The sequence below is a fragment of the Bradyrhizobium jicamae genome, from assembly GCF_001440395.1.
Lineage (GTDB): Bacteria > Pseudomonadota > Alphaproteobacteria > Rhizobiales > Xanthobacteraceae > Bradyrhizobium > Bradyrhizobium jicamae.
In genome coordinates, this window is record NZ_LLXZ01000062.1 from 30,377 (window position 1) to 54,383 (window position 24,007).

Here is a 24,007-nt window from a genome sequence, read left to right on the forward strand (position 1 = left end):
CGTTCTCTCTGGTTGCCGCGCGAACACGATTTGACCGGCGACATGCCATTATTCAGAACAGAACGTGGTTAACGGCATCTTAATTTGTGCAGACGGTACAGTTACGGGCTCCGGCGCTCCCATCAGCGCACCGAAAAGCTCAAATTTTACGGGATTTTTTCAGGGGCTGTTTTCCTTAACCAACTCTTAAAGCGCCCTGCGTAGGCTGCCGCGAAGGGAATTACCGAAGTCGCGTACAACCTCACATGACCGCAGCTCCATTGTTTCCGGGATTCGACGGGCTGATGACGCTCTCGCGCCGCGAGGGCGTCGACATCCGCCCGACCTTGCTGCGCGTGCTGACCGACCTCTATGTCCAGGCCAGCGCCCACTCCGCCGACGAGGAACGGCAGTTCGTCGAACTGACGTCCCGCCTGATCGACCAGGTCGACGACGCCACCCGCGCCGCGGTGCGGGCAAGGCTTGCGATCTATCCGGCGACACCGGCCGAGGTCATGGAAAAGCTCGGCCTGCGGCGTTCGAAGTCCGGCGAGGCCCTGCCGGTCGCGGCTGCGATTGCCGCGGCCCCTGCCGATGCGCCAACGGTGAAACCACTGAGCGAAGCGCAGTTGCGAATGGCATCCAATCTTGCAATGCGGCCCAATGATGCCGCCGAAATCACCGACATGTTCTTCACGGCCGGTCCGAGCGAGCGCGCGCAGATCCTGCACAATCTCTACGACACGCCGCTGAAGGCCGCGCCGCGAATTTCCGCCGCGCGCGCCGCCCGCGCGCTCCATATCCTAGAAATGGCCGCCTTCGCCGAGGACATCGAAAACTTCACACTCGAACTCGGTGACGCCCTGATCCTGCCATCGCGGATTGCGGCGCAGGTCGTCGGCGACCCCGGCGGCGAGCCATTGGCCTGTGCGGCGCGCGCGCTTGACATGCCGAGCGCGGCCTTCCAGCGCGTGCTGATGTTCCTCAATCCCGAGTTCGGCTCGTCCGTGCAAAACGTCTATCGCTTGTCACGGCTTTACGACCGATTGAGCGAACGATCCGCGCTGGTCATGCTGGCCGCGTGGCGCGGCTCGACCATGGCAGTCAGCCGCGCCAAATATCGCGCCGCTCTGTACGATGACGAGCGCCATCGCGCCCGTGCGGCGAATTCGCAAACGCGCCCCGCGGTGCAGCCCGGAACTGCGCCGGCCGTTCGCACCGGCACCGACGGTTCGAAACGCTAGCGCGACTCTTGTCTGACGCGTTTTCTTCACGCGAACCGGTAGCCACTTCGCTCGAAAACGCTCTGTTAGGCTTTCGCCAGATCCAGAAAATGCCGCCCTGCCCGGTCCTCGGTCTCGACGATCCAGGCGTCGGGATCGAAGCGGAGCTCCTTGGCGAGGCGTTCTTCCACCGATTGCTCTGGCACCGGCTGCGGCGAAGCCGGCGCGAACAGCCGCTCGGCCGGCCGGCTCTCGTCATAAACGGTCTGCGGCGCGGGCGCATACAGCATGGCGTTGCCGTCAAGCAACGCCACCTTGATAAACACCGCCCCCGCCTCCTCCGCGCCGCGCTTGCGCACGGCGCCAAAGATTCCCTCATTCTGGCAGCGGCGCAGGTAAGCGGCCACCCAGATGCTTGATTTCAATCGCATGAGAAAGACGATAGGCCAGCGACCGGGCGGACGCTAGTCGATCGGGTGCCCGATCATCGCCGTGAGCTCCTTCACCAGCCGATCGGACATCTGACCGGTCACCGGGAGCTTGCGGTCACGCTCGAATTTCGCAATCGCGGTCTGCGTGTCCGAACCGACCGCACCGGTCGGCTTCAATTGGCCATAGCCATATTGGGTGAGCGCGCGCTGCACCGCCGCCACACGGCGCGCGCCGGCGCTCTGCGTAGTCGCCGGAATCGGCGCAGGTGGACGCGCGACATTCGAAGGCGTCGCGGCGGGCGTGCCGGTCGACTTGACCACCAGATTGGCCATGGGGTCGGCATTCCTGGGGTCGGCGGTTCTGGAATCGGAACTCCTGGAGTCAGAGGTCTTGGGATCAGAGTTCTTGGGATCAGAGGTCTTGGGCTCGGCGCTCCTCACCTCGACCGGCCGGATTTCCGGCGGATCTGAATCGCCTGCCCTTGCGGTCAGTTCGACCGGGCGCGGACGCGGCAACGGGTTCGACACCGCAGCCTGCGGCGCCGGCAGCGTCACGACCGAGCCGAACATCGGCGAGGGATGGCGGCCGGCCTGCAGGAACAATGCATTGGCGACGATGGCGCAGATCGCGGCAGCCGCAAGCAGGCCCGCGATCACGTCCTTCGGACTGTGCAGGAAGATTCGCGTCAGGAGACCGCGACGCTCCTCCTCGGCTTCGATCGCAACCGCTTTCGCGCCACGGCGGCGGCGGCGCGGCATCTCGTCTTCGTCGTCGTCAATACGCCTAGGCACGCTTCTTCACCTGATGGGCTTCGTCCTGAGATTCGGGTCGCTGCGCCGGTTTCAGCGTCGCGATGTTGCTTGAAGGCGCCAGCGACGGCGCAAAGTCAAGCGGCAAGGTAACGGTCACCGTGGTGCCCTCGCCGACGCTGCTTTGCACGTTCATCTCGCCATCATGCAATGCGACCAGCCCCTTCACGATCGACAGGCCGAGGCCCGTGCCTTCGTGCTTGCGCTGATAGGTCTTGCCGGCCTGGAAGAACGGATCGCCGATCCGCGCGAGGTCCTCGGCGGCGATACCGACCCCGGTATCGGTTACGCTGAGCATCAGCCGCGATCCCTCGACGGCGGCGGAAACCGTCACGCTGCCGCCGCGCTCGGTGAACTTGATGGCATTGGTGATGAGGTTCAGCGCAATCTGCTTGAACGCACGGGGATCGCCGTTCATGACAGGCAGATCTTCCGCCGCGCGGGTGATCAGGTCGACGCCGTTGTCGCGCGCCTTCAGCGCCAGCAGATTGCAGCAATGCAGCAGCGCGGCGCGCGGCGCGAACGGCTCCGGCGAAATTTCGAAATTGCCGGTTTCCATCTTCGACATGTCGAGGATGCCGTTGACGACCGACAACAGATGCTGACCCGAATCGTTGATCAACTGCGCATATTCCCTGCGGCGCGCGGTATCCAGCATCATCGCCTCTTCATGCACGATCATCTCGGAGAAACCGATGATGGCGTTCAGCGGCGTGCGGAGTTCGTGGCTCATGGTGGCGAGGAAGCGCGTCTTGGAGGCATCGGCTTGCTCGGCGGCGGCGCGCGCCGTTTCGAGGGCCTGCTCCTGGAGCTTGCGGTCGGTGATGTCGCGCATCACGGCGACGACCTCGGCCTCGGGCGACGCCTGCTCGAGCAGCCGGCACCGCATCTCGATCCAGATGAAATCGGCGGACGTATTCTGCCCGCGCACCGCATCGCGGCGCAGGCGGAATTCGACGCTGCGCTGCTCGCTGCCGCCCGCGGCATCCGACAGCGCCGTGAGGTAGGCCGGCCGATCGGCGACATGGACGCGGTCGAACAGGCCATGGCCGGTGAGCCGGGCGCCGGGCGCGCCGAGCATGGCTTCCGCCGCCGGCGAAATGAACCCCACGGCGCCATTGCGGCTGTGACGCGAAATCACGTCGCTCATGTTGCGCGCCAGCAGGCGGTAACGATCCTCTTCGAGATAGAGCAGCGATACGGACGTGCGCGCCAGCGATTCGGCGCTGACAGCCAGTCCCGCCGCGTAGAGCGTCGCCGAAGCAAGGCCCGCCCCCATCAGGACGGCGTGCAGTGCCGCGTTCGGCTCCGCCACCGGCAAGAGATGAAAATGTCCGAGTGCGATCAGCAAGGCGACGCATGACAGCGCCAGCGCGGACGCGAACGCGACGACGCGGCGCGAGGCCGATAGCGCAGCTTCCAGCGGAACGACGATGAGCCAGACCGCGGCGAAGGATTCGATGCCGCCGGTGGTCACGGCGACCATCATGACGAGGCCGGCCAACGCCAGCGCGGAAAGGATATGCGCGCCTTCGTAGCGGCCGGTGCGCGACAGGAACCAGGACAACAGAATGGGAGCGATCAGCCAGGCGAAGGCCGCCACCTCGAGCGCCGTGGGCGCCCCGCGCATCGCCAGATAGATCGGAAAAGCTGCAAGCGCCACCAGGCTGCCCAGCAGCCGCGGCGCCATGAACGCGCGATGACGCGCACGCGTCAGCGCATCATATCGTGCCGAGGGATGCAGCAACGCATCGAGACAATCGCGGATGATACTCAAAACAATCACGGCTCTCGCGCTTCGGCTTGTTCGTCCAGACAGACGCGCCGGAACGCCCCCATTATCCTTAGACGCACCGTGTCAGAGCGAGCTTAAGCGAACGCTAAGGCGATGCGGAATGGCGCCGGGCACCGCGTCTTCGCAGGGATTTCGCGCCTCGCGCGAGCTCCATTCGACGCGGATGGTGAACGATAGGTTTCCAGCACCGAGGTTCTATGGTTTCGAAATGGTGGACGCGCTGCTCGTCCACATATTCATCGCCATCAATCGAAAATTTACGCCGAATCGCATCTTTCAAATTTTCTGCGAGTTTTCGCCGAATTTACTTCAATGCAAACACTTAGGATTTATCCACGACTGCTAGTCAGAAACGAAGCTGCGGGTTAACCGCAGCACAACCAAAAGACGACCGGGATCGCGAGATGTTTTTTATGCTTCGCATGGCGTTCTGGCTCGGGCTCGTGCTCGTGCTGCTGCCTAGGGAAAAGACGCCTGAATCGGACAAGACGCCGCAGATCAGCGCGTCCGAGGCCGTATCGGCTGCGACCGCAGCCGCGTCCGACATGGGCCAGTTCTGCAAGCGCCAGCCGGCGGCTTGCGAGGTCGGCGGCCAGGCCGCGACGGCGATCGGCCAGCGCGCCCAGGATGGCGCCCGCCAATTGTACAAGATCATCACCGACGACAAGAAGTCCGAGCAACCCAGAGCTCCCGACAACAGGGCTCCCGACAAGAAGCCCGACCATACCAGTTCGATCGACACCGACGCCGCGGCCGTCGCCGCGAACACGTCGCCCGCCGATGCGCTGACGGACGACGACATGGCGATCGAATGGCGGATGCCGCGGACGCCGCTGGCCGCAAAATAGGCGGCGGAACCGGTTCCATTTCCGTCGCTTTCGTCCGATCCGCGTCCTATATAAGGCTTCAAGGAAACGGACGCGGGCCAAGATGACGATCGACGAAATCAGGGACAATTTCGAACTGCTGGACGAGTGGGACGACCGCTACCGGTACGTCATCGAGCTCGGCCGCACGCTCGATCCGATGCCGGAGGCCGAGCATTCTGCCGAGAACAAGGTCAATGGCTGCGTCAGCCAGGTCTGGCTTTCCAGGCAGATCGACCGTGGCGGCAATGGCGAACCGCGGCTGAAATATCTGGGTGACAGCGACGCCCACATCGTGCGCGGCCTGATCGCAATCCTGCTCACGCTGTATTCCGGCCGCACGCCACAGCAGATTCTTTCGACCGATGCGCTCGCCGTGTTCGATGAGTTTGGATTCCGCGAGCACCTGACACCGCAGCGTTCCAACGGCCTGCGCTCCATGGTCGAGCGCATCCGCTCCGACGCGCGCGAGTCGCTGGCCGCAGCCTCGTAGACACTCCCTTGCGCAAACGCTTTGCGTTTGTCGCAGGCAATCACGAAAACTACTTCCGTTTCCGCGCCTGCTGACCGAGGCCCATCTTCTTGGCAAGCTGCGAACGCGCCACCGCGTAGTTTGGCGCCACCATCGGGTAATCCGGCGGCAGGCCCCATTTGTCGCGGTACTGCTCGGGCGTCATGTTGTACTGCGTGCGCAGATGGCGCTTGAGCGACTTGAAGCGCTTGCCGTCCTCCAGACACACCAGATATTCCGGGGTTATCGACTTCTTCATCGACACTGCCGGCTTGGCCGGCTCAAGCGGTGTCTCGGGCCGGCCGCTCGACACCCGCATCAGTGCGGCGTGGACCTGGCTGATCAGGTTCGGGATTTCAGAGGCTTGGGTCGGATTGTTGCTGAGATAGGCCGAAACGATATTGGCGGTCAGTTCGACGGGCGTTTTGCCGGTGGAATCAGTCATGGCTCAACCTTCTGGGTCACGAACGCATCTGTCGGCCACACGATCAGACAGTATCCGACCGCGCCTATACATCAGCGAAAGCTCGTACAACTTGGCGTATATGACCGAAATGCCCAGAAACTGACAAGAACGGCGGCGCTTTATTTTCGACAGCCTGCTTCGCAGCAAGTATTGGCCGGCACTAAAGCGTTTTCCCGCGAAGCATGCCCTCGGACTTGATCCGTGGGTGGGCCCCGGTTCGCGGTAAGAAAACGCGTCAAATCAAAAATCTGGAGCCCCGTTCCGATTCCATCGGAACGGAAAAAGACTCTAGAGCCGCTGATCGAGATGCGCGCGCAGTTCGTCGATCGAGGCGAAGCGCATCATTCCCTCCGGCATCTGGGCCTCGATCGAACCATCGGAATAGAGCGAATAGGCCATGCCATCGACAATGCCGGACTTCAGCACCGTCACCGCCGGCTGATCCTCCGTGCGCCCCGGTCCAGCATTGGCTTCCGCGAGCGTTGGAGGCATGCGGCCACCGCGCCGCGGCGGCAGCGGCGGTAACGGGGCTTCAGCAGTCTTGCCGCGGTCCGCTCTCGGCCAGGCGTCATCGAACACCCCGCGTGGCGGTTCGGCCGGTTCCACCGGCGGCACGGCGGGCGGATTGGAACGAAAATCCGATGACAGCAGATCCGGCGGCAGCGGCTCGCTGCCCCGCGATTGCGCGCGCTCGCGCTCCTTTCGCGATGTCGAGGAAAACAGCAAGTTGCGCTTCGGCTTTGGAACCGATGGCGGCGGTTCGGGGTGGGTCGGTTCCGGGATCGGGTGATCACGCAAGACAGTCTCGTTCTGCCACGGCGGCGGTGCCGCTGGCGAGAATGGTCCGACACCGCCCGCCTGTTCCGCAGCCGGGAAACTGGGGACGACCGGAGCGGTATCCCGCGCCGCGACGCCAGGAAGCGGCGGCCGCGCTGCGGCCTCATCGCGTGCTTCGGGGAAACCGGCGCCGAGCCGACGCGCGATGTTCTTCAACTCCCGGACCGCCACCCACAATGCAAACATGACCGCGCCGGTGCAAACGCCGATTACGCCGGCGATGATCAGCGTGTTGCCGGTGCTGAACTCCTTGATCGGTATCCCGAAGCCGATCGCCAACAGGCCTGCCAAAGCGAGGCCGATCGCGGCGACCAACACCACAAACATCATTGAACTAACCCCTCAGCCGCGCCCTTAACGCTCGCCAGCCGCCCCACGCCACGATACCGTCATCTTGTGCGCACCGCCAACCGCCAATTGCATCCCCGGTTCCATAATGGCGCCGGTCCGTTTGCCGGATTCCGATTCGGCTGCCATTCAGGTACCGTTCAGCCCGCCGGCCGTAGTTATACCGTCTACCAATTACTGCCCTTTTGTTGCATTGCATCAGGGCTTTAGGCCACAATTCCCAATTACTTGGAAATGGAACTAGGCTATATGGGTACCCGGGGAATGAGGCTCAACAATATCCTTCGTGGGCCATAGGGGACGCTGGGTTACCAATCGCCATGTCATCCATCACGACTTCTGCCCTCGATACGCCCGCGCGGCGCTCGTTGGAGCGGACCTGTGACGACCTTGCCATCTTCGTGCTGGCCGTGGTCGCCCTGGTCGCGGGCCTGACTTTCCGCGACTACGGGCTGGGCTGGGACGACTACACGCACGCCGAATATGCCGACCTGCTGTTGCGGATGTATGGTTCCGGCTTCAAGGACACCGGGGCGCTGTCGTTCGCCAATCTCTACATGTATGGCGGCGGCTTCGATATGGCGGCGGCGCTGCTGCACAAGATCATCCCGCTCGAACTGTTTGAAACGCGGCGCCTGCTCGGCGCCGTCGTCGGCCTGATCGGCCTTGGCGTGACCTGGCGGCTGGCGCGCCGCGTCGGCGGTCCGCTTGCGGGGTTCGCGACGCTGCTGCTGCTGGCGCTGTGCCCGACCTTCTACGGGCACATGTTCATGAACCCGAAGGACGCGCCGTTTGCCGTCTCGATGGTGATCCTGCTGCTGGGCCTGGTGCGCCTCGCTGAGGAATATCCCTCACCCTCGCCGCGCACCATCCTGATCGTCGGCCTTGGCGCCGGTCTCTCCATCGGCTGCCGGATTCTCGGCGGGATGGCGCTGGTCTATGCCATGGTGGGCTTCGTCCCGCTGCTGATCGAGGAAGTTCGCAAGCAAGGCTCGCGCGAAGCCATTCGCCGCTTCGTCCATGTCGTGTATGTGCTGCTGCCCGGCCTTGTGCTCGGATACCTGATCATGGGCCTTGTGTGGCCGTGGTCGATCATGGAGGCGGACCATCCCTTCAAGGCGCTGACCTATTTCTCGCACTTCTTCGAGAAGCCCTGGAAGGAAATGTTCGACGGCGCGCTGGTGTCGGTGCCTGATATGCCGTGGTCCTACCTGCCGACGCTGTTCGCGCTGCAGCTTCCCGAGGTCATGCTTGCGCTTCTGGTCGCCGGCATCGTCGGAACCTTCATGTCGCTGTCGCGCCTGGACGTGACGGCGCGCCGCAAGACCATCTTCCTGATGCTGACGCTGGCGGCGACCTTGCCGCTGGTGATCGCGATGGTGAAGCGGCCGGCGCTCTATAACGGCATCCGGCATTTCGTTTTCGTCATCCCGCCGATGGCGGTGCTCGCCGGCGTGTCGTTCGCCTGGGGCATGAACTGGCTGAAGGACAATCACCGCCGCTGGCAACCCGCCGCGCTGGCGGTGTTCACGTTCGGCCTTCTGTTGCCGCTCAGCGAAATGATCCGCCTGCATCCCTACGAATACACCCACTTCAATCACATCGCCGGCACGGTTCGGACCGCCGACAATTACTTCATGCTGGACTATTGGGGTCTGGCGCTGAAGCAGGCTTCCGACGGTCTGCGCGAAGAGCTGGTAGAGCGCCAGGAAGTGGTTCCGGCGGGGCGCAAGTGGAAGGTCGCGGTGTGCGGTCCGCAGCGGCCGGCGCAGGTCGCGCTCGGCCCCGACTTCACGATCGGCTGGGACAGCCAGTCCGCCGACTTCGCGATGACGCTGGGCGAATTCTACTGCAAGGGCCTTACCGCGCCGGTCATGGTGGAAATCAAGCGTGATGACGTCGTGTTCGCCCGCGTCTACGATATCCGCGGCCGTCCCATACCGACGCTGCTGGCAATTCCGGCGCCGTAACGGTGTGCCTGCGATGGCATGACTGCCACGCAGGACGCCTGTCTTGCTGGCCGTCCGGCGCAGGACTAGGCTCGCTCTCGACATCGATCATTTTCGGGAGATCGCGCTATGTCGCCAGCCGAAGCTCGCCTGAAGCAAGTTCCATCCGGTATGACGGACGCTGAGTGGAACCAGCGGATCAACCTCGCCGCCTGCTATCGCCTAGTCGCGCTCTATGGCTGGGACGATCTGGTCGACACCCACATCTCGGCCCGCGTGCCCGGCCCCGACCATCATTTTCTGATCAACCCTTACGGGCTGATGTTCGAGGAGATCACGGCGTCAAGCCTGGTGAAGGTCGATCTCCACGGCAACCAGCTCAGCGAAAGCGAATACAGCATCAATCCGGCGGGCTTCACCATCCATTCGGCGATCCACGAGGTGCGCGAGGATGCCGGCTGCGTGCTCCATCTGCACACGCCCGACGGAACGGCGGTGGCGAGCTGCATGGAAGGCCTGCTGCCGATGAACCAGACCGCGCAATTCGTTACCCACGACCTCGCCTATCACGACTATGAAGGCGTGGCGCTGGACCATGACGAGCGCCCGCGGCTGCAGAAGGATCTCGGCAACAAGAACCACATGCTGCTGCGCAATCACGGCACGCTCACCGTCGGCCGTTCGGTCGCCTCCGCCTTCGAGCGCATGTACCATCTGGAAAGGGCCTGCACGATGCAGGTGCGCACCCGCATGCTGGGTCCGACCGCCTACCCGATCGAACAGGCCGTGGTCGACAAGAACGAACAATTGTTCAGCAATGCCGATTTCGCCGAGCGGCGCTCGACCCAATTGGTGTGGCCGCCGCTGTTGCGCAAGCTCGATCGGATCGATCCGAGCTACAAGACCTGAGGCTCTAGATTCTTCCTTTGACGCGTTTTCTTGACGCGAACCGGCGTCCACTTCGCTCGAAAACGCTATAGCGCGCGAGAGGTTCTAACGGCGTGACGGTACTGGTGACCGGCAGTTCCGGCCATTTGGGCGAGGCGCTGATGCGTACGCTGCAGACGCAGCGGCGCGAGGCCATTGGCATCGACATTCTGCCCGGCGCGTTCACGCATCACGCAGGCTCGATTGCTGACCGGGCGTTCGTGCGCCGTTGCATGAGGGGCGTCACGACGGTGCTGCACGCCGCGACGTTGCACAAGCCGCACGTGGCGACCCACAGCCGCCAGGACTTCGTCGACGTCAACATCACGGGCACGCTCAACCTGCTCGAAGAGGCCGCGGCAGCCGGCGTCTCGGCGTTCGTCTACACCAGCACCACCAGCGTCTTCGGCGATGCGCTGGTACCGCCACCGGGCGAGCCGGCGGCCTGGATCACCGAAGACGTCACGGCGGTACCGAAGAATATCTATGGCGTCACCAAGGCCGCCGCGGAGGATCTGTGCCAGCTATTTGCGCGCAATCATTCGCTTCGCGCCGTCGTGCTGCGCACCTCGCGTTTCTTTCCCGAGGAGGACGACAATCGCGCGGCACGCGAGGCTTTTGTCGACGCCAACGCCAAGACCAACGAGTTCCTCTATCGCCGCGTCGATATCGAAGACGTCGTCAGTGCGCATCTCCTGGCGGCACAGCACGCGCCATCGGCCGGTTTCGCGAAATACATCATCAGCGCCACCACGCCGTTCGCGCGCCACGACGCGGCGGAATTGCGCACCAACGCGCCGGCCGTGGTCCGCCGCTACGTGCCGGACCATGAGGCCGAGTATGCACGGCGCGGCTGGACGATGATCCCAGGCATCGATCGCGTCTATGTCAACGACCGCGCACGCGCCGAACTCGGCTGGCAGCCGCGCCATGATTTCCGCACGCTGATGGCGCGGCCGCGGACCGACGATGACATTCGCAGCCCGCTGGCACGAGAGATAGGCAGCAAGGGTTATCACGATCGCGTTTTTCGCGAGGGTCCCTACCCGGTGGAGTGAGCGCAGAAGATTATCGATTGGACTAGTCGCGCAGATGAGCTAAACTGCCGGCCACACACCCTCTACGCGTTTGGAATCAAAACGCCGCCCAATCCCGGGCGGCGTTTTTATTTGCGGATGGCGTAACGCTCACGTCCCGTTCGGCATCTGTCTTGGGAGTATGATCCTTACATCGGTCCCCTTGCCGGGTTCGCTGCTCAAGCGAAGCTGGCCGCCCAGGCGATCCGTCACCACGCTGTAGACGATATGCAGGCCGAGGCCAGTGCCGCCCTGGTGGCGGCGGGTAGAAAAGAACGGATCGAACGCCTGCCGCCTGACGTCCGGGCTCATGCCGCAGCCGTCGTCGCTAAAGATGATCTCGACATCATCGGCGCCGCACGCGCTCACCTTGATGGCAATAATTCCCTGCCGGCCGTCCGGAAACGCATGCGCGATCGCGTTGAGGAAAAGATTGGTCAACACCTGCCCGTAGGAGCCGGGATAGCTGCTGATCGAAAGGCCCTGCTCGCACTCGACGTTCAGCGTCACGCCGTGCTTTGGCAGAGCCGGCCGTAAGCCCGTGGCGACCTGCTCAGTGAGATCGCCGAGGTCGAACGACCGAAGATCCGAAGTGTTGCGGTCGGACGCCACCTGCTTGAACGACTGGATCAATTCGGCTGCACGGTGCAGGCTCTCCTGAAGCTGCGCAGAGCCGTCGCGCACGGCGCTCACAAACTCGTTAAGGCTCGACCGCTTGAGCGTTCCCTGCGCCGTTTCCGCGGCAAACTGTCGGCTTTTGCGCTCCAGCGATGACGCGACCGTCAGACTGGTGCCGAGCGGATTGTTGATTTCGTGCGCGACACCAGCGACCAGCCGACCAAGCGCTGCAAGCTTTTCCGCCTCGATCAACGAGTTCTGGGTCTCGCGTAGATTTTGCAACGCGGCTTCGGCCGCATCCCTTGCCCTGCGCACTTCCCGCTCGCTGCGCTTGCGTTCGCTGATGTCGATATGGGTGCCGATCCAGCCATACACCAAGCCCTGGGGATCGCGCAGCGGAACGACGCGCGTCAGGAACGGGCGATACTCGCCATCCTTGCCGAGCAGCGACAGTTCCGCCTCCATGGCGGTGCCGGTTGCCAATGCCTCGATCCAGCGATTGCCAAGCACCGTATGCCAGGCATGCGGATCGATCTCGCCGGCAGGCCTGCCCGTGTATTCGTACCAGTGACTATTGAGCCAGTAGATCGCGCCATCGGCGTGCGTCATCCACACCAGTTGCGGAATCGAATCCGCCAGCGTGTGGAACTGGCGTTCGCTCGCCCTCAGTGCGGCCTCGGCGCGCTTGCGCTCGGTAATCTCCTCGGCGGCGACATTGACGCCAACGATCTCACCGTCGGCGTTGCGATGCGGGTGCCAGTAGGTGACCCAGAAGCGCTCATCGGTCTGGTCGGCGCGCTGGCCGGCCACCTCGATGCCGGTGACGGGATCACCGGTGCGCATGATTGACTGCACGATGCCTTCGACGGCGTCCGCCAGTGCCGGTACGCAATCCCCTACATAGCGGCCAAGATGGTCCTCTACGGAAATGCCGCAGATATCGGTCAGGCGCTGGTTGATCTGGAGGTAGCGGCAGTCAGGCGACAGGAACGCAAGGCCGACCGGCGCGGTGTCGTAGATCAGTTGCAGCGTCGGCTGCCGCGGATCGAACACCTCTTCTGAAAATCGCGGCGGTACGCCGGTCGCAATCGACTGCTGATATGGTGTCATCGGCTGCTATTGGCTTTTGTCGCCAATCCTCCCGCGCACGACGCAACTAGGCCCGATAAGATTGTAGAGACAGTGATTGCTTCGGCATGCGTGCCGCCAGGGATCCGGATCATGTCGCCGACCGTCTCGTCTGCCGGCGGCAGATCGAACCGGTCCGTCCCGGGCGACGAGACGGTCATCCGCGGGATTGAACGCCTCAATAGGCTGGCGTGCAATAGTCCCAGTGGCCCTGGACCTGCCCCAGAAACACCACATTCTGCGCTGGCGGGGCCGGTGCGGTGCCCACCGCGGTCGCCGCAATAACGGTGCCAAGCGCGGCAGAGTGGACCAAAGCCAACCCGTCACGCGAACGCCGATGACAGGCTCCGCACGCCCACCATTCAAGGCCAATCAGGCCGTGAACTAATAATCAGCTGGGCGGACGACTTGCCAGAGTCCGCTATGTCCCGATAGCGACCAAATTGCACAGCGCAGCGAAATGACGCGAACGGCCACAAGCGGGCTGGCAAGTCAGCTACCTCCATAGGAGTAGGCGACAGACACACACTGTCGTGGCATTTTGGCCACGTAGGCGAGCTGTCTAGGGCAGGACGGTGGGCATGCAGGTCGCTTCTTACCTTGTCCCCTCTTTGACGATCCTCTGGGGCGTTCTCGCGCCATTGACGGCAGCAGCGCAGAACGCCGGATCAGATACTCCGAAAAATCCCGCCGATTTCCGAGAGCTGGTACTTGCCCGTGCAAACCCGGACAGTCTTGCCACGGACTACGGCGGCGCCTGGAGTAACATCTATCAATACCTCATTCCCGCCCGCTTCATCGACCGTCACCTCTACGAAGAGGCTCTGCTGAAACTGGCTTCAACTGATGGCCATGGTTGCGAAGCAGCCAAGGAACGGCAGGCAATTCTTGCGTGCGAAGCCAATATCGCAGCGGATGTCGCGTTATCGCTGACCGCCTTCGCAGAAAACGTCCTGTTTCGCAGAGACGCTGTGGCCTTCGCGGAGAGCATCACCGCCACCGATCCGGGCCGCTTGATCGATACGTTGCTCAACCTCGCGCATGACGAATGGACGCATGGTTTGATAACCGAAGCGGAGGCCGCCGTGCATCGCGCAGCGGCAATCATCGTCGACCGACCGGAATCTGCCAACCATGAGCGGCGCATGCGGCTGGCGGTGCTGAAGGCCCTGCTGGCGGATGCACATCTCGACGATGGCTCGGCCCTGGCGGCTTTGTCCGAGGCGATCAACGCCGCGCTGTCGAAGGGGACCCGATCAGCCGAAGCCGACCCAAGAGGTCATCTGTCCGACCTGGTGACCCTGCACCTGCGGGGGCGGTTCTGCCCGAATTGCGGTCGCCCTGTCGCCGAACCGGTGAAGCGCTGGTTGACTGCAGCGTGCCAGAATCCAGGCCCGGTTGAGATGCTCCAGATCTTGGCGGCCTCGCGCGGCACGTTCTCGGCGGCGGAGATGCAGGCTTGCGCGCGGCGCTACATCCAGAACGCGGCGAAGGAAATCGCAGCCATGGGCGGCCAAATACCAGCGCGCGCAGACGATGTCGGGAAGGCGCGCTTGTGGGCGTTGTCCCGGGCGATCGACAGCTTGTTTGAGCAGCCAAAGATCCTGAAATTCTTGCGTGAAGCCGATCCGCGCCGGCAGGCGGCGATGCCGATGAAGGAAGTTTTCGACGCCGTCGTCAACGACGATTACGGGCAGCACGGTGAAGAGCTTGCTATCGCCCGGGTTTTCGAACAGGGCTCCTGGCACTACGAGAACGGCGGGCTTCACAACGCCGCACGCATAACATTGGAGTACCTCGTCCAGTATCAGAAGCGGATCACCGAGCAACAGCAGATCGTCAACCCCCGCACGATCCGGCAGGCGCGGGTGATCGTCTCGGCATTAGCGCGTTTAGCCGCGCTTCAACTGGCTGCCGGCGACCGCGCCGCGGCAGCCAGGAGCCTCGACGATGCCAGCGCCATAGCGCAGGCGAAACTGCGTGAAGAATGGGACGGCGGCGGCGAGCGGGCAATCCTGGCAATGCGCGACCTCTCGGACGCGCTGCGGCTCATCGCGCAGACGCGCCATGAGCTGATCGCTCCAGCCCGCTTCGCCGAGAATGCCGCCGGAGGTGATGCGTTGTTCCGGGCAATGCAGGCCGCCATCACCGGCGAGACCGCGCTCACGCTGGAAATCGCACAGCAGCGGCGCGTTCTGAGCACGCCGCGCCTCGCCGGGCTCAAGCGTGAACACAAGCGCGCGGCGTCGGAGGCCTCGCGCATGGCCGAGTTCGAGAAGGCATATGCGGCGTTCAACTACGACCAGACGCTCACGCGCGTGCGCCGCGAGGCCGAGGCTCGCCGCGACCAGGTCGCAGCCGAACTCGGCGAACTTCCGGGGCCGCCGGCGCAGACTGCCGCCGAGATCGAACCGGTGGCGCTCGCGGATGCTCGGTCACACCTCGCCAAGAACGAAGCGCTGGTACTGCTGCGCGTGGGCAACCACAGCCTCGACGGCTTTCTCCTCGATCGCGACGGCAGGACTTTGGTCTGGCGCTCGCCTGTTCGACAGGATGAACTCGAGGCCCTGGTCAGGTCGCTGCGGACCGGCGCCGACATGGTGGACGGCAAGGCGCCGAAATTCCCGGTCGCCGACGCGGCCCGGCTGCACGAGATCATCTTCGGGCCGATCAAGGCGCGCCTGGGCGCCTATCGCAAGCTCATTATGCTCGGCGATGGCCCGCTGCAATCGTTGCCCTACGGCATCCTGCTTACCGGCGCGCCAGCGAACCCGCCAAATTCGGCGCAGGAATTTCGCGCCGCCGCGCTGCCGTGGCTCGTGCGGACACACGCCATCGCGCTGGTGCCGTCGGTGCGCAACCTCGTCGCGCAGCGTTCCGGGGCGGACGCGAGCCGCGCGTCGCGGCCATTCCTCGGTGTCGGAAACCCGCAACTCGCGTCAATGGGCGCTGACCAGCGCAACATCGACATGAAGTCGGTGTTCGGCGGATCGAAAGGCGGGCTCGCCGACGTCGCCGTGTTGCGCAACCTGGCAAGCCTGCCGGAAACCGAGGACGAACTGCGGTACATCGCCAAGGTCCTGAATGCCGATCCGGAAGACATCATCGTCGGACCAGCGGCGAACGAAACTGCGCTGAAGGCGCTGCCGCTGACCAACTACCGCATCATAACCTTCGCCACGCATGGTGCTCTCGCCGGAGAGGTGGCGGGGACCAGCGAGCCGGGGCTCGTGCTCACGCCGCCGCCCTTGGCGACAGCCGAGGATGACGGCTTCCTCGGTCTGTCCGAGATTGCGAGCCTCAAGCTCGACGCCGATCTGATTATCCTGTCGGCCTGCAACACCGGGACATCGGACGGGCGGCCAAGGGCGGAAAGTCTCTCGGGACTCGCCCGCGGGTTTTTCAACGCAGGTGCGCGAGGCCTGCTGGTGACCCACTGGACGATTCCTTCCGAATCCGCGGTAAAGACCACGACCGGCCTCGTGGCGGCCCGCGCCCGCGATCCTGGCATGGACTGGGCAGACGCGTTGCGCGAGGCGACACTCGCCATCATTGACCGCGAAGGACCGCCCGACTGGGCGCATCCCAGTTACTGGGGCGCCTACGTCGCAGTCGGCGTTCGGCCCGCTGCAAGCGCTGATGCGCAGCAAACGAATGAGCGCAGCCAAACAACCGAACCCCGCGCAGCCCCAACCTCCGAACGCTCCAAGGCCGCGACTGCCGCACAGGACTTTCCCGATGCCGTCCTGGCTGCGGCCCAGAGTCTTACTGCCGACTGCCGCGCGATAGACCAGCCCGCCAACTCCCCCGCGCAATTCGTACGCAGCGTCCGCTTCGCTGGCGGGACCGCCTACGTTATCGACACTCAGCACCTCGGCTGCATGGCCTACTGCGGCACTGCAGGCTGTGTGATCGAGATATGGGCGCACATTGACGGCGCGTGGAAGAACACCTTCTCTGAAAATGTACGGTCGTGGCGACTGACCGAGCACGCAGATCAGCCCGCCCTCCATCTCGCCCTGCATGGTAGCGCCTGCGGCAGGATCGGCGCGGAAACGTGCCGCAAGACTCTGACCTATCGTGACGGCGGCTGGCGGCAAGCACGATCGGAAGCGATGAAACAAGCTACCATCGGAGAAACATCCCCAACGCTTCCGCCAACTGATGCAGGAGAATATCCGTGCTCGGCAGAGCCCGCACTAAAATCAGTTAGAGCTGATACGAGCGTAAATATTACTTTCCAGAACCGGTCAAAGGGCCCTATCAGCACCTACTGGCTTGATTATTCCGGAAGACGAATCTTGTATCAGCGTCTTGCCGGCGGCGCTTCGTATACCCAACAGACGTTTGTTACTCATCCATGGGTTCTGGTGGATGACAGAGGTCGGTGTAGAAAGATCATCATGCCGGGCGCGGCATTGAGGATTGTAACCAACCCATAGTCGATGATTGAACATTCCGCCGAAACGCAATCGCAAAGACCCGATCTGCTTCAGCCCGCATCTGTATCACGCACGCAACCTGATCGAACGGTTCTTCAATAAGATCGAACAATGTCGGCGTGTAGTGACACGATACGACAGATCGCGGCCGACTACCCGGCCTTCGTCAAGCTCGCATCAATCCGCATCTGGTTGCGAGCTAAAGAGACCGCGTCCTAATCGGATGGCTGATGGGCACGGCGCGAGAGCGCCTTTGCCCACCCCTGCCGCTTCCGCCTTACTTCGCCTCCGCGAGCGCTCCCAAAATCCGCGCCCAGGAGCGGATGCCCTTGTGGTAGCTCTTGAGGTCATACTTCTCGTTCGGCGAATGGATGTTGTCGTCGTCGAGACCAAAGCCGATCAGCAGGCTGTCGAGGCCGAGCGTGCGCTTGAAATCCGCGACGATCGGGATCGAGGCGCCGGAGCCGACCAAGAGCGCCTCCTGGCCCCATTCCTCAGTCAACGCGCGCTTGGCAGCCGCCAGCGGCTTCATGTTCCAGTCGAGCGCGATGGCCGCGCCGCTGGAGTGCTCGGTGAAGACCGCCTTGCAGTCGCCCGGAAGCCGCGCGGTGACATAATCGCGGAATGCCTTCTTGATCTTCTGCGGGTCCTGGCCTTCGACCAGACGGAAGGAGATCTTTGCGGAAGCTTCCGCCGGGATCACGGTCTTGGAGCCCTCGCCGGTATAGCCGCCGAAAATGCCGTTGATGTCGCAGGTCGGACGCGAGGACACCTGCTCGATCAGCAGGCGATCCTTTTCGCCGGCGGGGATCGAGAGGCCGATCGGCTTCAGGAACGACTCCGGCGTGAGGTTGAGGTTCTTCCACTGCGCCAGGATATCCGGCGGCAGATCCTTCACGCCGTCGTAGAAGCCGGGAATGGTGATGCGGCCGTTGTCGTCAAACAGGCCGCCGAGGATGTTGGTCAGCACGCGGATCGGGTTGCGCGCGCCGCCGCCGAACACACCGGAATGCAGGTCGCGGTTGGCAGCCTTGATGGTGACCTCGTCATACATCAAGCCGCGCAGCGAGGTCGTGATGGCGGGCGTGTTCGGGTCCCACATGCTGGTGTCGCAGACCAGCGCGAAGTCGGCCTTCAACTCATCCTTGATCGCTTCCATGAACGGCACGAAATTCTTCGAACCGACTTCTTCTTCGCCTTCGATCAGGATCGTGACGTCGACCGGCAATGATCCCGTGACCTTCTTCCAGGCCCGGCAGGCTTCGATGAAGGTCATCAACTGGCCCTTGTCGTCCTCCGCGCCGCGCGCCACGATGATTTTTCTACCGTCGGCATGGTCGGTGACGACAGGCTCGAACGGCGGACGGTGCCACAGATTGAGCGGATCGACCGGCTGCACATCATAGTGCCCATAGAACAGCACGTGCGGACGGCTTCCCCCGCCGCCATTGGCTTTCGCGACGATCGCGGGATGCCCCGCCGTCGGCCTCACCTCCGCCTTGAAGCCGAGCGTCGCAATATCCTTCGCCAGATGATCGGCGGCCGCCTTGCAATCGCCGGCGAAGGCCGGATCGGCCGAGATCGACTTGATCCGCAACAGCGCAAACAGCCGCTCGAGGCTGTTGTCGAAATCGGCGTCGATATGATCGAGGACCGGCTGAATCTTGACATTGGACATGGCTGATTATCCCTGGCTGTGAGCCTTGTTATTGACGTCGGGTAGCTTGCCGTGGCCTTACCGACGCAGCAATCCGCCGAGCGCACCGCGCACCAGCGCGCGTCCGACCGAACTGCCGAGCGATCCGCCGACCGATTTGCCGAGATCGGCGACGACGCCGCCGATCACCTTGTTGGTGACAGAGCGCGTGACGTCGCGCGCAATCACCTGGCCGGTCGAGAGCCGGCCGCGCTTGACGTTGGTGCCGAAGATCGTGCCGACGATCGAACCGATCTGGCCGAGAACGCCGCCGCCGCTACCGTCGCCCTGGCCATCCGCAGGCGCCGCCGTGTCGGCCACGCGCTTCTGCAGCATCTCATAGGCGGATTCGGCGTCGATCGCGGTGTCGTATTTGCCCTTGAACGGGCTCTTGCTCATGATCGCCTTGCGCTCTTCCGGTGTTATCGGCCCGATCCGTGCGGTCGGCGGCCGGATCATCACGCGCTCGACCATGGTCGGCGTGCCGCCGCCTTCGAGGAACGACAGCAGCGCTTCGCCCTTGCCGAGTTCCATGATGACGCGGGCGGTATCGAGCTTCGGATTCGGCCGAAAGGTCTGCGCCGCCGCTTTCACCGCTTTCTGATCACGCGGCGTAAAGGCGCGCAACGCGTGCTGCACGCGGCCGCCCAGCTGGGCCAGCACCTTGTCCGGCACGTCGATCGGATTCTGCGTGACGAAGTAGACGCCGACGCCCTTGGAACGGATCAGGCGCACCACCTGCTCGATCTTGTCCATCAGCGCATCCGGCGCATCGTCGAACAACAGATGCGCCTCGTCGAAGAAGAACACCAGTTTCGGCTTCGCCAGGTCACCGGCTTCCGGCAGTTCCTCGAACAGCTCCGACAGCATCCACAGCAGGAAGGTGGCGTATAGCCTGGGGCTCTGCATCAATTTGTCGGCGACCAGGATGTTGACCACGCCGCGGCCGTCGCTGTCGGTCTTCATGAAGTCCTTCAGCGTCAGCGCCGGCTCGCCAAAGAATTTCGCTGCCCCCTGGTTTTCCAGCACCAGGAGTTGACGCTGAATGGTTCCGACCGTTGCCTTGCTGACATTGCCGTAGCTCTGCGCGGCCTTTCGAAGCGCGGCCTTGAGTTCCTCGTTGTCGTCAGGATCATCGTCCGCAGCGGCTGCCTTCTTGGCGACCGGCGCGATCGCATCCAGCAGCGCGCGCAGATCCTTCATGTCGATCAGCGTCAGCCCGTTTTCATCCGCCACACGGAATGCGACGTTGAGAACGCCTTCCTGCACGTCGTTCAAATCGAGCATCCGCGACAGCAACAGCGGCCCCATTTCCGTGACCGTGGCGCGAACCGGATGTCCCTGCTCGCCGAACACGTCCCAGAACACGGTCGAGAACTGGTCAGGCTGGAAATCGAGGCCCATCTCTCCGGCGCGCTTGAGGATGAAGTCCTTGGCTTCACCGACCTCGGAAATTCCCGACAGGTCACCCTTGATATCGGCCGCGAACACGGGAACGCCGGCACGGGCAAAGCCCTCCGCCATTATCTGGAGCGACACGGTCTTGCCGGTACCGGTCGCGCCGGTGACAAGGCCGTGCCGGTTGGCGAGCGCGAGCGTCAGCCAGGCCGTCTGTTCACCCTTTCCGATAAAGATTTTCTCATCGGTATCGGCGGTCTTGTTGTCGGAGGTCACCATCGCATCGCCTCTTCGCGCATCGGGAAGGTTTGGTTGGCAATCATATCGCATCCTGCCCGCCGATTGAAACCGTCGGGCGCCGCATACGTCGCGCGTTCGCCCGCCTCATCGCTGGCGTCTCTCATACTTTTTCCTGTCTTCGGCGGAGAAAACGAGAACGCAGCGCAACAAGTCCGCGTGAATCCGGCCTTTACTCTTGCATTGCTGCAACACTCGGCGAATCAAAATCATCTCGATGGGCGCGGTTGCTTGTATTTCAGATCGCGGGCGCTCAAGATCAAAATGGAAGTAGGCGACCCGGTAAAACCGGTCGGGGACGGGGCAAATTATGGACGAACTGATTGGGCGGCTGGCCTCAAAGGCCGGCATCGATAGTGCTGTCGCTGAAAAAACCATCGGCATCGTTCTGGGTTTTCTTCGCAACGAAGGGCCCTCCGACAAGGTTCAGGCTCTGATCGACCAAATTCCGGGTGCCGAAGCGGCAATTGCCGCTTCCAGCGGCAATGGCGGGTTCGCAAGGTTCATGGGCGGAGGCTTGATGGCGGTTGGCACCAGGCTGATGGCGCTGGGCCTGGGCATGAACGAGATTCAAAGCGTGGCGCGTGAACTTTTCAGGTTCGGCCGGGACAAAATCGGAGCGGATCAAATGAGCGAAATTATTTCAGGGACGCCGGGCCTCAGCCAGTTCGCATAGTCAGCAGCGGTTAAGCATATTCAGCCCGGACACTGTCTTTTTTCATCTGGTATCATGACTTACTCCCTTTCCAAGATCGACGGCCTGACCGCCTACTCTGCCTCGAAACTGAAATCGTTGGGCATTCGCACCACCGACGCACTGCTGGAAGCCGCCCGTACGGTGAAAGGGCGCAAGGCGCTTGCGGCGAAGACCGGCATCAGCGAACAGCAACTGCTCGAATGGGCCAATTTTTCCGACTACATGCGCATTCCCGGAATGGGCAAGGCCAAGGTGGGTCTGGTCCGCGCCGCCGGCGTCACCACCGTGCGTGAACTCGCCCACCGCAATCCGGCACGTCTGGCCCAGAACATGAAAGACGTGAACACAAAGCGTAAACTCGTCCGGGTTCTGCCTTCCGAACGATCGGTCGAGCAACTGATCGAGCAGGCGCGCAAGCTCCAGCCCAAGATCAGCTACTGAGCCCGGCCAGGCCGGCCCGCGGGCACGCTCTCACACCTTGACTCCCCGACGCGGACCGCGCAAAGCGACCGCATGATCGCAGCCAAGTCCAGACCAACCGCCGCAACCGGTCCGGCCGGTCATCCGGTGTTGCCTGCGCTGCTGTCCAGGCCCTATCCGGCGGTGATGGGCGTACTCAACGTAACGCCGGATTCATTCTCGGACGGCGGGCAATTCGCGGCCCCCGAGCAGGCATTGGCCCAGGCCCGGCGGATGATCGCCGAAGGCGCCGACATCATCGACATCGGCGCGGAATCCACCCGCCCCTACGGGTCGGAACCGATCCCGGCGGAAGAAGAATTGAAGCGCCTGCGGCCGGTGCTGTCAGACGTCGTGGCACTCGGCATTCCCGTGTCGATCGACAGCATGAAATCGGCCGTCGTCGCCTGGGCGCTGGATCAGGGTGCTGCCATTGCCAACGATGTCTGGGGCCTGCAGCGCGATTCCGGCATGGCAGGCCTTGTCGCCGAGCGCGGCGTGCCTGTCATCATCATGCACAACCGCGACAGCGCCGATCCCGCCATCGACATCATGCAGGACATCGCTGATTTCTTCACGCGTTCGCTCGACATCGCCACCAAACGCGGCATTTCGCCGGACCGAATCGTGCTCGATCCCGGCATCGGTTTCGGCAAGACGCCCGAACAGAGCATGACTGCGCTGGCGCGGCTCGGCGAGTTGCAGTCGTTCGGATTGCCGCTTTTGGTCGGCGCATCGCGCAAGCGTTTCATCAGCATGGTGACGCCGTCGGAGCCGCATCAGCGCCTCGGCGGCTCGATTGCCGCGCATCTCTTGGCGACGCAGAATGGGGCGCGGATCATCCGGGCGCATGACGTCGCCGAAACCGTACAGGCTTTGCGTGTGACCGCGGCAATCAGGGAACGGGAATGAGCGATACGATCTTCATCACCGGCCTCGTTACCCATGCCCGCCATGGCGTGATGGAACACGAGACCAAAGTCGGGCAGCGGTTCGTGATCGATCTCGAACTCTCCATCGACCTGTCGGAATCCTCGCACACTGATCGGCTGTCCGACACCGTGTCCTATGCCAGCGTGGTCGAGACCGCGACTGCCGCATTCACGAACACCCATTACAAGCTTTTGGAGCGTGCGGCCGGCGCCGTTTCGGACGCGATCTTCGCGGCGTTCCCACGCGTCCATGCGGTCAAGGTCACGGTCCACAAGCCGCATGCGCCGATTGCCGAGATCTTCGAGGATGTCGGCGTGGTGCTGATCCGCAAACGGCCAGCGCCCTGACATGGCGGACGTGCTGATCGCGCTCGGCGGCAATGTCGGTGACGTCCGCACGACATTCCGGAAAGCCATCGCCAACATCTGCGGCATGACGCAGGCCGCCCTGCTCGCGCGCTCCTCCGACTACACCACCCCGCCCTGGGGCGACGAAGACCAGGCCCCCTTCACCAACGCCGTCATCGAGATCGAGACCAGTCTCGATCCGCATGCGCTGCTGTTCACGCTGCACAAGATCGAGAAGAAGTTCGGCCGCGACCGCGCACAGGAGACGCGCTGGGGTCCGCGCACCCTCGACCTCGATTTGATCGCCTATGACGATGTCAGGCTCGACAAGCCGGAACTGACGCTGCCGCATCCGCGGGCGTTGGAGCGCGCCTTCGTGCTGGTGCCGCTGGCCGAAATCGCGCCCGACCGTGTCATCGCGGGACGCCGCGTCGCTGACGTGCTGGCGCAGCTTTCAACCGAGGGTATCCGGCGGCTGCCCGACCTCGATTGACCCAAAACATCGTTTGGCTTGGCCGCCGCCCCGTGGCAATTTCCGGCCAAACAGAAGAGACGACCGAGGAACAATAGTCCGGATGACCACCAAAACTGACGAACTGACCCTTGCCGCGGAATTTGTCCCGGCGACCTATGAGGACTGGCGCAAGCTGGTGGACGGGGTGCTGAAAGGCGCGCCGTTCGAAAAACTGGTCAGCAAGACGTCCGACGGGTTGAAGATCGATCCGATCTACCGCCGCGCGCAGGGCGCCGCGCCGGTCGCCGGCCGCGCCGCCG

21 protein-coding genes and 3 pseudogenes are annotated in these 24,007 nt (G+C 63.3%); 14 read left to right on the forward strand and 10 right to left on the reverse strand.

Features of this window, described 5'->3' with window-relative positions:
• The first annotated feature begins 245 nt into the window (after nt 1-245).
• Nucleotides 246-1,223 (forward strand): DUF2336 domain-containing protein, encoded by a 978-nt coding sequence (locus tag CQ12_RS10160; protein ID WP_057835165.1) that lies wholly within the window; start codon nt 246-248, stop codon nt 1,221-1,223.
• Between the two features lie 65 nt (nt 1,224-1,288).
• On the opposite strand, the gene CQ12_RS10165 is transcribed toward CQ12_RS10160, so the two are convergent.
• The 3 genes from CQ12_RS10165 to CQ12_RS10175 are packed head-to-tail and all read right to left on the reverse strand — an operon-like array spanning nt 1,289 to nt 4,220.
• On the reverse strand, nt 1,289-1,633 hold the full coding sequence (locus CQ12_RS10165; RefSeq protein WP_057835166.1) for a DUF1491 family protein: 345 nt from the start codon (nt 1,631-1,633) through the stop codon (nt 1,289-1,291).
• Between the two features lie 33 nt (nt 1,634-1,666).
• Entirely contained in the window at nt 1,667-2,425 is a 759-nt protein-coding gene (locus CQ12_RS10170) for a peptidoglycan-binding domain-containing protein (protein WP_245309838.1), read from the reverse strand.
• Nucleotides 2,418-4,220: an ATP-binding protein gene (locus CQ12_RS10175; protein ID WP_198164117.1), complete on the reverse strand. Its 1,803-nt coding sequence runs from the start codon at nt 4,218-4,220 to the stop codon at nt 2,418-2,420. The genes CQ12_RS10170 and CQ12_RS10175 overlap by 8 nt, the downstream gene beginning before the upstream one ends.
• 422 nt (nt 4,221-4,642) lie before the next feature.
• On the opposite strand from CQ12_RS10175, the gene CQ12_RS10185 reads away from it, so the two are divergent.
• Both CQ12_RS10185 and CQ12_RS10190 read left to right on the forward strand, forming a co-directional pair.
• Nucleotides 4,643-5,086, forward strand: a complete 444-nt coding sequence (locus CQ12_RS10185) for a DUF5330 domain-containing protein (protein ID WP_057835170.1) — start codon at nt 4,643-4,645, stop codon at nt 5,084-5,086.
• 82 nt (nt 5,087-5,168) lie between these two features.
• Nucleotides 5,169-5,597: a SufE family protein gene (locus CQ12_RS10190; protein ID WP_057835171.1), complete on the forward strand. Its 429-nt coding sequence runs from the start codon at nt 5,169-5,171 to the stop codon at nt 5,595-5,597.
• Between the two features lie 49 nt (nt 5,598-5,646).
• Here the strand turns inward: CQ12_RS10190 and CQ12_RS10195 are convergent, their stop codons facing one another.
• Both CQ12_RS10195 and CQ12_RS10200 read right to left on the reverse strand, forming a co-directional pair.
• Nucleotides 5,647-6,060 carry a Ros/MucR family transcriptional regulator gene (locus CQ12_RS10195; protein WP_057835172.1) on the reverse strand — a complete coding sequence of 138 codons (414 nt, stop codon included), beginning with the start codon at nt 6,058-6,060 and terminating at the stop codon, nt 5,647-5,649.
• Nucleotides 6,061-6,369: 309 nt separating this feature from the next.
• Nucleotides 6,370-7,248: a hypothetical protein gene (locus tag CQ12_RS10200; RefSeq protein ID WP_057835173.1), complete on the reverse strand. Its 879-nt coding sequence runs from the start codon at nt 7,246-7,248 to the stop codon at nt 6,370-6,372.
• 338 nt (nt 7,249-7,586) lie between these two features.
• On the opposite strand from CQ12_RS10200, the gene CQ12_RS10205 reads away from it, so the two are divergent.
• The 3 genes from CQ12_RS10205 (at nt 7,587) to CQ12_RS10215 (ending at nt 11,200) form a co-directional block, all read left to right on the forward strand.
• On the forward strand, nt 7,587-9,236 hold the full coding sequence (locus CQ12_RS10205) for an ArnT family glycosyltransferase (protein WP_057835174.1): 1,650 nt from the start codon (nt 7,587-7,589) through the stop codon (nt 9,234-9,236).
• A 108-nt stretch (nt 9,237-9,344) separates the two neighbouring features.
• Nucleotides 9,345-10,124, forward strand: coding sequence for a class II aldolase/adducin family protein (locus CQ12_RS10210; RefSeq protein WP_057835175.1), 780 nt, complete (start codon nt 9,345-9,347; stop codon nt 10,122-10,124).
• 92 nt (nt 10,125-10,216) lie between these two features.
• A complete protein-coding gene (locus CQ12_RS10215) occupies nt 10,217-11,200 on the forward strand; it encodes an NAD-dependent epimerase/dehydratase family protein (RefSeq protein ID WP_057835176.1) in 984 nt (327 codons plus the stop codon).
• Nucleotides 11,201-11,329: 129 nt separating this feature from the next.
• Here CQ12_RS10215 and CQ12_RS10220 read toward each other — a convergent pair whose 3' ends face one another.
• Entirely contained in the window at nt 11,330-12,535 is a 1,206-nt protein-coding gene (locus CQ12_RS10220) for a PAS domain-containing sensor histidine kinase (protein WP_283807361.1), read from the reverse strand.
• Nucleotides 12,515-12,946 (reverse strand): annotated as a pseudogene (locus CQ12_RS46235) (PAS domain-containing protein); the annotation flags it as partial. The pseudogene CQ12_RS46235 and the gene CQ12_RS10220, both read right to left, overlap by 21 nt.
• Before the next feature lie 599 nt (nt 12,947-13,545).
• Between CQ12_RS46235 and CQ12_RS10225 the strand changes: the two are divergent.
• The gene (locus CQ12_RS10225; RefSeq protein WP_157088117.1) at nt 13,546-17,406 is read left to right on the forward strand and encodes a CHAT domain-containing protein; all 3,861 of its coding nucleotides are present in this window, start codon (nt 13,546-13,548) and stop codon (nt 17,404-17,406) included.
• Between the two features lie 10 nt (nt 17,407-17,416).
• Nucleotides 17,417-17,625 (forward strand): annotated as a pseudogene (locus tag CQ12_RS42085) (IS5/IS1182 family transposase); the annotation flags it as partial.
• A 58-nt stretch (nt 17,626-17,683) separates the two neighbouring features.
• On the opposite strand, the gene CQ12_RS10230 reads toward CQ12_RS42085, so the two are convergent.
• The 3 genes from CQ12_RS10230 to CQ12_RS47205 are packed head-to-tail and all read right to left on the reverse strand — an operon-like array spanning nt 17,684 to nt 20,904.
• Nucleotides 17,684-19,084 carry a M20/M25/M40 family metallo-hydrolase gene (locus CQ12_RS10230; RefSeq protein ID WP_057835179.1) on the reverse strand — a complete coding sequence of 467 codons (1,401 nt, stop codon included), beginning with the start codon at nt 19,082-19,084 and terminating at the stop codon, nt 17,684-17,686.
• 57 nt (nt 19,085-19,141) lie between these two features.
• On the reverse strand, nt 19,142-20,779 hold the full coding sequence (locus CQ12_RS10235) for a helicase HerA-like domain-containing protein (RefSeq protein WP_057835180.1): 1,638 nt from the start codon (nt 20,777-20,779) through the stop codon (nt 19,142-19,144).
• A complete protein-coding gene (locus tag CQ12_RS47205) occupies nt 20,773-20,904 on the reverse strand; it encodes a hypothetical protein (protein ID WP_283807359.1) in 132 nt (43 codons plus the stop codon). The genes CQ12_RS10235 and CQ12_RS47205 overlap by 7 nt, the downstream gene beginning before the upstream one ends.
• Nucleotides 20,905-21,107: 203 nt before the next feature.
• On the opposite strand from CQ12_RS47205, the gene CQ12_RS10240 reads away from it, so the two are divergent.
• The 6 genes and pseudogenes from CQ12_RS10240 to CQ12_RS10265 all read left to right on the forward strand — a co-directional run.
• Nucleotides 21,108-21,473, forward strand: a complete 366-nt coding sequence (locus tag CQ12_RS10240) for a hypothetical protein (RefSeq protein ID WP_057835181.1) — start codon at nt 21,108-21,110, stop codon at nt 21,471-21,473.
• Nucleotides 21,474-21,527: 54 nt separating this feature from the next.
• Nucleotides 21,528-21,935 carry a DUF4332 domain-containing protein gene (locus CQ12_RS10245; RefSeq protein ID WP_057835182.1) on the forward strand — a complete coding sequence of 136 codons (408 nt, stop codon included), beginning with the start codon at nt 21,528-21,530 and terminating at the stop codon, nt 21,933-21,935.
• A gap of 72 nt (nt 21,936-22,007) precedes the next feature.
• Nucleotides 22,008-22,865 (forward strand): dihydropteroate synthase, encoded by an 858-nt coding sequence (gene folP / locus CQ12_RS10250; RefSeq protein ID WP_057835183.1) that lies wholly within the window; start codon nt 22,008-22,010, stop codon nt 22,863-22,865.
• Entirely contained in the window at nt 22,862-23,233 is a 372-nt protein-coding gene (folB, locus tag CQ12_RS10255) for a dihydroneopterin aldolase (RefSeq protein ID WP_057835184.1), read from the forward strand. Before folP ends, folB begins: the two co-directional genes overlap by 4 nt.
• Nucleotide 23,234: 1 nt before the next feature.
• Entirely contained in the window at nt 23,235-23,726 is a 492-nt protein-coding gene (gene folK, locus CQ12_RS10260; protein ID WP_057835185.1) for a 2-amino-4-hydroxy-6-hydroxymethyldihydropteridine diphosphokinase, read from the forward strand.
• Between the two features lie 82 nt (nt 23,727-23,808).
• Nucleotides 23,809-24,007: pseudogene (locus CQ12_RS10265) on the forward strand (methylmalonyl-CoA mutase); the annotation flags it as partial.